The sequence below is a fragment of the Aeromonas sp. s4 genome (assembly GCF_040907855.1).
GTDB classification, from domain to species: Bacteria; Pseudomonadota; Gammaproteobacteria; order Enterobacterales; family Aeromonadaceae; genus Aeromonas; species Aeromonas caviae.
This window is the reverse complement of sequence record NZ_JBFOCP010000005.1, coordinates 22743-30590: the sequence shown is the minus strand read 5'-3', so window position 1 is coordinate 30590 and position 7848 is coordinate 22743. Positions and strand designations below refer to the sequence as shown.

The window sequence follows — 7848 nt, the reverse complement described above, 5'->3', positions numbered from 1 at the left end:
GGTCTGAAATTGATACCGAAGGAAGTGCGCACTAAAGTAGCGTAAACAAGACACCGGTTTGAGGCCGGTGTCAGGTGATAACTAGATCTGTACAGGCGGCCAATTGGCCACCTTTGTTATTTTCTGACTTTTTGTGGGCGGAAAAATTTCTTTGCAAAGAGCGATGGTTCTATTTTAATTTGAGCCAGAGATACTTTGTAATCAAGAGCCCTTAACATGATTAGTGCATTTTTCAACGTGACTTTCGAAAAAAATGGTAATTCATTTGGTATGTTTTTGTTTGTAGCAATTGCGTATACAATATTATAATTGCTAGGGGTTGGTCGTTTTGTTGGATCATCTAGTTTTATTGAAATAGGTAATTTTGGATTTAACTGCTCTCTATACCAAGCATCTTTAATAAATGCCTCTGCGGCAACAAGGCCTTGAGAGAACAAATGACTTAATGTACCCGAACTCCTATAAAATTTTACATGAATGAATTCGTTTCCATTTCTAATAAGATCACAATGTTCAATCTTGTCATATGCGCCACCAATTTTAATATTTTTCTTGTCCATCAAGCAAAAACTACTATCTGAGTCGCACACAAATAAGTTGTAATCCTCTTCACGCTCATGAGAATATTCTGGAAGATCGTTAGGATAGATATTTATATCCATCAGGTATTTATCAATGCTCTCCGTGAAAGTTGTATTGACCCGATACCAAGTACCATTTCTAAGTATATAAGTGTTACCACTATAAACTATTTCTGCATATATACATCTATAGACTGACCATTGCTTTGTTGGTTGGTAGTCATTGTTGTTTACATATATTGTGTCTAACTTCATTCTTTCAACAGTAAGTTCGTCTCTGTCAATATGATCGATATAATCATTTAATGATAAAACGGGGTGCCTTGGCACTCGTTGTCCTGTACCAAACGAGTATCCTATTTGATTTTCCCAATCGATTATTTCAGGCTCACCAAGCCAAATACCGTTATAGTTGTTGCTTGATAGACAGGAGTCTAGTTCCATATCAAGAATTTCAATTTCATCTAGGTCTCTTACCCTATTTATATTTTCAACCCAACTGAACTTACTCGGTAGTTTTTTCTTATATTGTGATAGGGATATTTCCAATATTTTGGGGAGTGTATTTAATGTTGTCTCCACTGCTACAGTGAGAGCATCTCGACCTGTTACGTTCAGACCAAACTCGGGGATTAAAGAGGTTCCTGTTATGGCGTATAACATTTCTGTTTCAGAATCAAGATGTAGATTAAATATGTCTACATCAATAGTGCTCTGGGTTCTTGAATTTAATGGGTTATGGTCATAACTGGCTTTATCTAGACTTCGTAGTTTATCAGGATCAACAGAGTTTAGTGTCACCTTTAATCCAAAATCACGTTCAATAGCATCATCTTTTAAAAGATGGAACCCAGTTCCAAATGATAGTATGAAAATATTACCTAGCAGCTTGACGATAAAAACAGCTCCCACACTAGATGAGGTTCCAAAAGCGAGTTTATCTACAGAGGTATTATCGGTAAACAATCGCGTCCATGGTGGTATATTTTTAGGTGGATGTTTTTTTATGTATAAGCGAGCGGATTCTATATCCGGGAGCTCAATGTCAATAGGTTGCATAGCATTTTCAGTATTGATTATCTCCGATTCAATTTTATTCGGGTCTCTAACAAGATAAATGGACAACTTTTCCTTTCTTTTTCTTTTCTTTTCACTCATAGAACCTCTCAAATAACTTTTGAGTGTAGACACAAGTATCTACAGACTAGCTAAAATAATTGTGGCTTAATAAATCGGCATTTTGGGTATCCGCTGCATCCCCAAAACTGATTGCCCTTGTTCTCCCCCCGAGTTGCAGTGCGCAATACCATGGTGCTGCCACATCTGGGGCAGATCGGGGGTGGATTGTCCGATGGCGATACGCTCTGTGAGGGTGGGTTTGCAACTGATTGCCTGACAGGTTCGCGGGTGGAAACATGGTTGGCGGATGGGTCGGCATGACGAGTCTTGAGCTGGGTGACATGCTGCCGGTGGGTTTGCCAACTGGCGGTCAAGCGGCCTTGCTGAATGGTGTCGATAATCCGATCGACGTCGGCGGTGCTCAAGACGGGAGTGGTCTTGCTCTTGATATAGCTGACCAGTCCGCGACGCATGACGTTTTCCGGCATGGGAGTCTTGAAGGTGCAGTCGCCAATAAAATAGACGATGGAATGCAACTGGTGATCCGCCAGCCCCAGCAGGGATTTGAGGGTCATCATATGCAAGTGGTTCTGATGCAGCGGGTTCTGGAAGCTGTGCTTGCGGCGATAGATCTGCTGGGTCCAGCGTTTCTGGGTCGGGTTGCCGAATATCCAGCCCTTCATGTTCTTGGTCTCAATCACGAATAGCCCGAAGCGGGAGACGATCACATGGTCTATCTGGGTGCTGCCCTGGGGGGTGGGCAGGGTCACGTCCTTGAGCAGGCGATATTCCCGCTTGTCGAGAAAGAGCCGAATACAGAGATTGATAAACCACTCCCCGACCATCCCTTTGAACCAGGCCGTTTTGAGCAGGGTCGCAATCAACAGCAGTGGCAGGAGAAACCAGAGCTGAGTCAGCAGTGGCGCTATGGCAGCAGTGATATCCATGTGATTTAGCCTTCACAGATCCCGGTCAGGGATGGGTCTCGATGGGGATGATGCTGCGACACTTGGGGTATTCGGGGCAGCCCCAGAAGCTGTTGCCCTTGGTATCTCCCCGTTTGCTGGTCCTCAGTACCATGGTTGTGCCGCATTTTGGACAAACCGGTGCTGTACCTGCATGGGCGGCCACGTTGTCCTGCGGGTCACTGTCGCTTGCGACGCGCTCCAACGTGATGCGCACCTCCTCGCTCACCCGAATAATGCGCTGGGCTTCATCGTAGGCATCGCGGTACAGCTCACTGTCATCCGCCCGCCGGATCAACACCCCCATCTCGTTGTTGTTCACCTGGCTGAATTCGTAGAGGTTCAGGCTGGTGACAATGCACATCTCCTCATTGAGGTAGCACTTGGCATGGAGATTTTTGCAAAAGCTGGTGCGGATATAGGTGAGCTCCTTGAGCCAGCTGATCTCTTCCGGTTGGAGTTCGCTCTTGCCATAGACGATCCGCACATCGATCTTGAGCCGGTTCTTGTCGGTCAGCAGCTCCTTGATCCTGTCATTGAGTTTGAGAAAGGGGCTGATCAGGATTAACCGCTCCTTGGCATCCTTTATCAGCTCTTCGAGGAAATAGTTGGTTGCGCTGGTATTCAGAAATTTGGCCATAACAAGCTCCCTGTCCCTGGAAATGTCATGTGTTCTCTGCTCAACAGTAGGCAGTCAGCCTGACCACAATCCCCGGCGTGGTTCTGCTTTACGTCTTCACCCACCGTCCGTATCCCCATGCTAGGAGATACAGGTGGGACCTCATAGCGGCAATGGAGTCAAATGTGCGTTCAGTCAGAGATTTGGTGATGGGGACGGTTCATGTCGCCTTGCTGCGCTAGAAACTCATCGCCAGTCCGATGGAGTAGCCGCTGGTACTGTTGCTGAACATATAGCGGGCCACCAGCCGGGTGCGGGTGATGAAGATGTCGTACTTGCTGCTGTCGAGTTCGAGGCCAAGTCCCAGGGAGTTGAGGCTGTTGAAACCGAGCAGCCCCCGTTGCTGCCCCAGGTATTCGGTTCTGGCTCCTTCCAGCACGTAGCGAAGAGGCCTGTCCAGCAGGGTCCAGTCCCAGAGGGGAGCACGACGGCGCAGGTAAAGCCCGAGGTTTTCCGCATCGGCCTGACCGCTGACGCTCTCGGCGGTGCCGGTGAAGCTTTGCAGATGCTGGTAGGAGTAGCGCAGCTCGGCATCGATGTCCTGGGCGGCGGAGAAGAGCTCATAGTCCAGCATCAATGAGCCGCCGAGGCCATAGACATTGAGGGTGCCGCCGTCGAGGAAGTCCAGATTCTGGCCGCTCCTGTGCTCGAGCAGGGCGGCCCCGATGCGAAGGTCGCTGGCCACCGTGCCCAGGGTGACATTGGCGATGGGCCGCAGCACCAGATTGCCACCAAAGCGATCCCGGTGGACGCCGACATCCCAGCCGATGCCGCCGGTGGCGCTCAGGCTGTTCCATTTGGTGGGAATGGTGCGGGTCTCGTTGCCATCGGTGAACACGAACTGGGGATCGTAGCGGCTGTAGCCCAGGGTGCCCTCCAGATAGAGGGGAACATCCTCGCTCAGGGTGGCGCCACCCCCGAGCTGGGTGATGGTGAGGGCGGAGGTGTCGTTGGTGCCGCTGCCGATATTCAGGTTGCTGGCGGTGATATCCGGCACCACGGCGTAGCTCATGAGGGAGACGACGGCGTTGGCGCGCTGTTGCACCAGGCTCTCGTCGCTGGCACGGGCCTTTGTCACAAGACCGGCAGAGACGCCGGCAAGCACCGCCAGCAAGGAAAGTGTGTGAGAAGAGAGCTGTCTTGCCATACCTGGCTCCATGAGTACCCCGTCCATCGGGGCATGTTCACACTGTAACGGGTTTCATCTGGCTTGGCAGCCTGGCAAGGGCCGACCCGTCCTGTTTTGGGGGCATGCACACTGGTCTGATGGGCCAGGTTGCCCTCGCTTTGGCGGGGGCAGGGGGGGGCGAGAAGGGTGAACCGCTGGGCAGAAATCACAGACATTAATTTATTGTTCAGTTCCCCGGGTGTATAAGAGGCCTCCCATACGAACATTGGGGTGGTAGCAGGGATGGATTACCAGACGGGGCCTTCGGGTCATCATGACGAATGCGCATTACGTTGATGGGAGTCACACCAGATGCAGGACATGCTGCTTGCCATATGGCATCAGGATTTTGATCAGCTTATACAAATGCAGGCAATCGGTCTGCTCGTCACCTGTCTGGTGGTGATCCTCTTCCTTGAATCGAGCTTCGTCTTTCTGCCCCTGCCCGGTGACAGCCTGGTGCTGCTGGCGGGCGGTCTGGTGGGCATGGGTGTGCTGGGGCCCGAGGTGACCTTGCTCTATCTGCCGCTCGCGGCCGGGATAGGGAGCGTGCTCGCCTACTGGCAGGGGCAGGCACTGCATGGCACCCGTTTCATGGGCCATGTGGAGCGAATGATCCCGGAAGGGAGCCTGCCCAGGGCCTCCCGACTGCTGGATCGTTACGGTTTCTGGGCCATGTTCGTGTCCCGTTTCATCCCCTTCGTGAGAGTGTTGACCCCCATGTTGATGGGAGTCTCCCGCCTGCACCTGCTGCGGGTGGCCGTGGCGAGTTTTGCCAGCGCCGTCCTCTGGTCCCTGGTATTGAGCATGGTCGGCAAGATGGTGATGGCGACCCCGGTCTTTGCCCATCATCAGGAGCTGCTGACCAAGTGCCTGCTCGTCACCTCTTTCGGGCTGTTCGTCATCGCGGTGGCGGCCATCGGTATGCGGCTGCTCAAGCGTCCGAGCAAGCGGGTGCGCTGATCTCACTGCCCGGGCCGCGCCTGCTGCCGCATCTGGAGAGCGCAGCCGCCGGAAAAATACAGGCCATTGGAGGCGGCATTCCTGTCGCCTATCTGTTACACTTCGCGCCCGCCATTTTCCGGCTCATCTTCTGATCTGATGTCAGACCCAGCCGTCCTTGGCTCCACGCCTCGCCGATGCCAGGCCACACGCCGGCCCAGGCCACCCACGCCAACTACAGCTCCGCTGGAACACAGGAACCCAACATGAGATTTGAATCGTTCGATTTTGCCCCCGAGATTTTGCGCGCCATCTCAGATTGCGGTTATCAGGAGATGACCCCTGTGCAGAGCCAGGCCATCCCGGCCATTCGCCGTGGCCGCGATGTGCTGGCCAGTGCCCAGACCGGTACCGGCAAGACCGCCGCCTTTGCGTTGCCCATCCTGCAACGCCTGGTAGACAACCCGGCGCCGGTGCAGCCTTCCAATGCCCGCGTGCTGATCCTGACCCCGACCCGCGAGCTGGCAGCCCAGGTGGCGAGCAATATCAACGATTTCGCCAAGTATCTGGGGATCTCCACCCTCACCATCGTGGGTGGTGGCAAACAGGATGTGCAGGCCAAGAAGCTCAAAGCGGGCGCACACATCATAGTGGCCACCCCTGGCCGTCTGCTCGAGCACCTCACCGCCTGCAACCTGAGCCTCTCCGGGGTCGAGACTCTGGTGCTGGACGAGGCGGATCGCATCCTCGACATGGGCTTTAGCGCCGATGTGCAGCAGATCCTGCAGGCGGTCAACAAGACCCGCCAGAACCTGCTCTTCTCCGCCACCTTCTCCGAGGCGGTGAAAAAGCTGGCCAACCTCATGCTGGACAAACCCCAGGTGGTGGCCGTCGACAAGCAGAACTCCACTGCCGACACCGTGAGCCACACCGTTTATCCGGTGGAACAGAAGCGCAAGCGCGAGCTGCTCTCCGAGCTTATCGGCAAGCAGAACTGGCAGCAGGTGCTGGTGTTTGCCAGCACCCGCGAGAGCTGCGATGAACTGGTGGAGGAGCTCAACCTCGACGGCATCAAGTCTGCCGTGGTGCACGGTGACAAGGCCCAGGGGAGCCGTCGCCGCGCCTTGCGTGAATTCACCGAAGGCAAGCTGCGGGTGCTGGTGGCCACCGAGGTGGCCGCCCGCGGCCTGGACATTCCGAGCCTGGAATACGTGGTCAACTATGATCTGCCGTTCCTCGCGGAAGATTACGTGCACCGTATCGGCCGAACCGGTCGCGCTGGCAAGAGCGGCATGGCCATCTCCTTCGTCAGTCGCGAGGAGGAGCGCACCCTGCTGGAGATCGAGGCTCTCATCGGCCAGAAGATCCGCCGCATCATGGTGCCGGGTTATGAGGTGAGCAGCCGTGACGACCTCATCAAGCAGTTGCAGGAGCGCCGCCGCTTCGGCAAGCGCCCGCAGCGTGAAGACAATGCCGCCGCCCAGGCCATGGCCGAGGCGAAACTGCAAGGTCAGCGCCTCAAGCGTCTGGCGGCGGCCAAGAAGCCCCGTCAGCCGAAATAAGGCAACGTCGCCCCCTCCCGGTCGGGGAGGGGCGTTTACTCTCCAAAGGCGCCACTGGCGCCTTTGTGCTGTCGATGACGCGGCCCCTGGCCGCCCCGTTTCAGAGGATCCGAGATGACCCTTCCTGCTTACAATCAGGCCCTGCTCGAGATGGCCCGCCAGAGCCTGGCGGAGCTGGAGCGCACTGCCGCCCAGAAGACGGGCAAACGCACCCCCGCTCAGGAGAGCCACTTTCTCTGTACCTGGATGGCGGATTCTCTCAAGGAGAAACGGTTCTCCCGGCTGGTGATGGAGGATCTCAAGACCTGGGTGCAACTGGGGCGGACGCTGGGGGCGGGGGCCGATCTCAAGGGGCTGCTTGAGCGGGTGCAGCGCCAGTATGAGCGTGCCATGCATGAGCCGGTACAGCTGGGGGCGCGCCTGGCCGATCTGCTTTTGGCGCTGGAGGGGGCGGGCTGGCTGGTGTTCACCGACAGCGAACTGAACACCCGGCAGCGGCTGCTGAGCCAGGGGCAATCCAGCCTGATCATCTCGGCCAGCGAGTATCAGGGCCATATCGAGGGGGGGGAGCTGGTCAAGCCCCTCACCCTCTATGTGCGCGGGGACGAGCAGGTACTGGCCGAGGCGGCATTTGCCCGGGGCCTGCTGCTGAGCCAGGGCAACAAGAAAACCACCCTGGTCAAGCACCACAAGGCCTATCGGCTGATGCCGGGCAACGCGCAGCCAGCCCTGGCGCTGCTGGCCTCCTGACCCCGCCTTTTCATCCCGTCACCCGGCCCTGCGCCGGGTTTTTTTATGGCAAATACGCCACACGGGGTTGCCTGCACGCCCG

Annotated in this window: 7 protein-coding genes; 3 read left to right on the top strand and 4 right to left on the bottom strand. The window is 55.2% G+C overall.

Going from position 1 to position 7848, the window contains the following annotated elements:
- Nucleotides 1-116: 116 nt before the first annotated feature.
- From AB5Y89_RS01795 to AB5Y89_RS01780, 4 genes are all read right to left on the bottom strand, one after another.
- A complete protein-coding gene (locus tag AB5Y89_RS01795; protein WP_277856030.1) occupies nucleotides 117-1739 on the bottom strand; it encodes a TIGR04141 family sporadically distributed protein in 1623 nt (540 codons plus the stop codon).
- 50 nt (nucleotides 1740-1789) lie between these two features.
- Nucleotides 1790-2647, bottom strand: a complete 858-nt coding sequence (locus AB5Y89_RS01790; protein ID WP_368222781.1) for an NERD domain-containing protein — start codon at nucleotides 2645-2647, stop codon at nucleotides 1790-1792.
- A gap of 25 nt (nucleotides 2648-2672) precedes the next feature.
- Complete coding sequence (locus tag AB5Y89_RS01785) at nucleotides 2673-3305, bottom strand: topoisomerase DNA-binding C4 zinc finger domain-containing protein (protein WP_052816477.1); 633 nt, start codon at nucleotides 3303-3305, stop codon at nucleotides 2673-2675.
- 217 nt (nucleotides 3306-3522) lie between these two features.
- The gene (locus AB5Y89_RS01780) at nucleotides 3523-4491 is read right to left on the bottom strand and encodes a hypothetical protein (RefSeq protein WP_368222779.1); all 969 of its coding nucleotides are present in this window, start codon (nucleotides 4489-4491) and stop codon (nucleotides 3523-3525) included.
- Nucleotides 4492-4824: 333 nt separating this feature from the next.
- Between AB5Y89_RS01780 and AB5Y89_RS01775 the strand changes: the two genes are divergently transcribed.
- The 3 genes from AB5Y89_RS01775 (at nucleotide 4825) to AB5Y89_RS01765 (ending at nucleotide 7766) form a co-directional block, all read left to right on the top strand.
- A complete protein-coding gene (locus AB5Y89_RS01775; protein ID WP_368222778.1) occupies nucleotides 4825-5475 on the top strand; it encodes a DedA family protein in 651 nt (216 codons plus the stop codon).
- 245 nt (nucleotides 5476-5720) lie between these two features.
- The gene (locus AB5Y89_RS01770) at nucleotides 5721-7016 is read left to right on the top strand and encodes a DEAD/DEAH box helicase (protein WP_180344881.1); all 1296 of its coding nucleotides are present in this window, start codon (nucleotides 5721-5723) and stop codon (nucleotides 7014-7016) included.
- A gap of 114 nt (nucleotides 7017-7130) precedes the next feature.
- Nucleotides 7131-7766: a DUF2913 family protein gene (locus tag AB5Y89_RS01765; RefSeq protein ID WP_045524285.1), complete on the top strand. Its 636-nt coding sequence runs from the start codon at nucleotides 7131-7133 to the stop codon at nucleotides 7764-7766.
- Nucleotides 7767-7848: the final 82 nt, after the last annotated feature.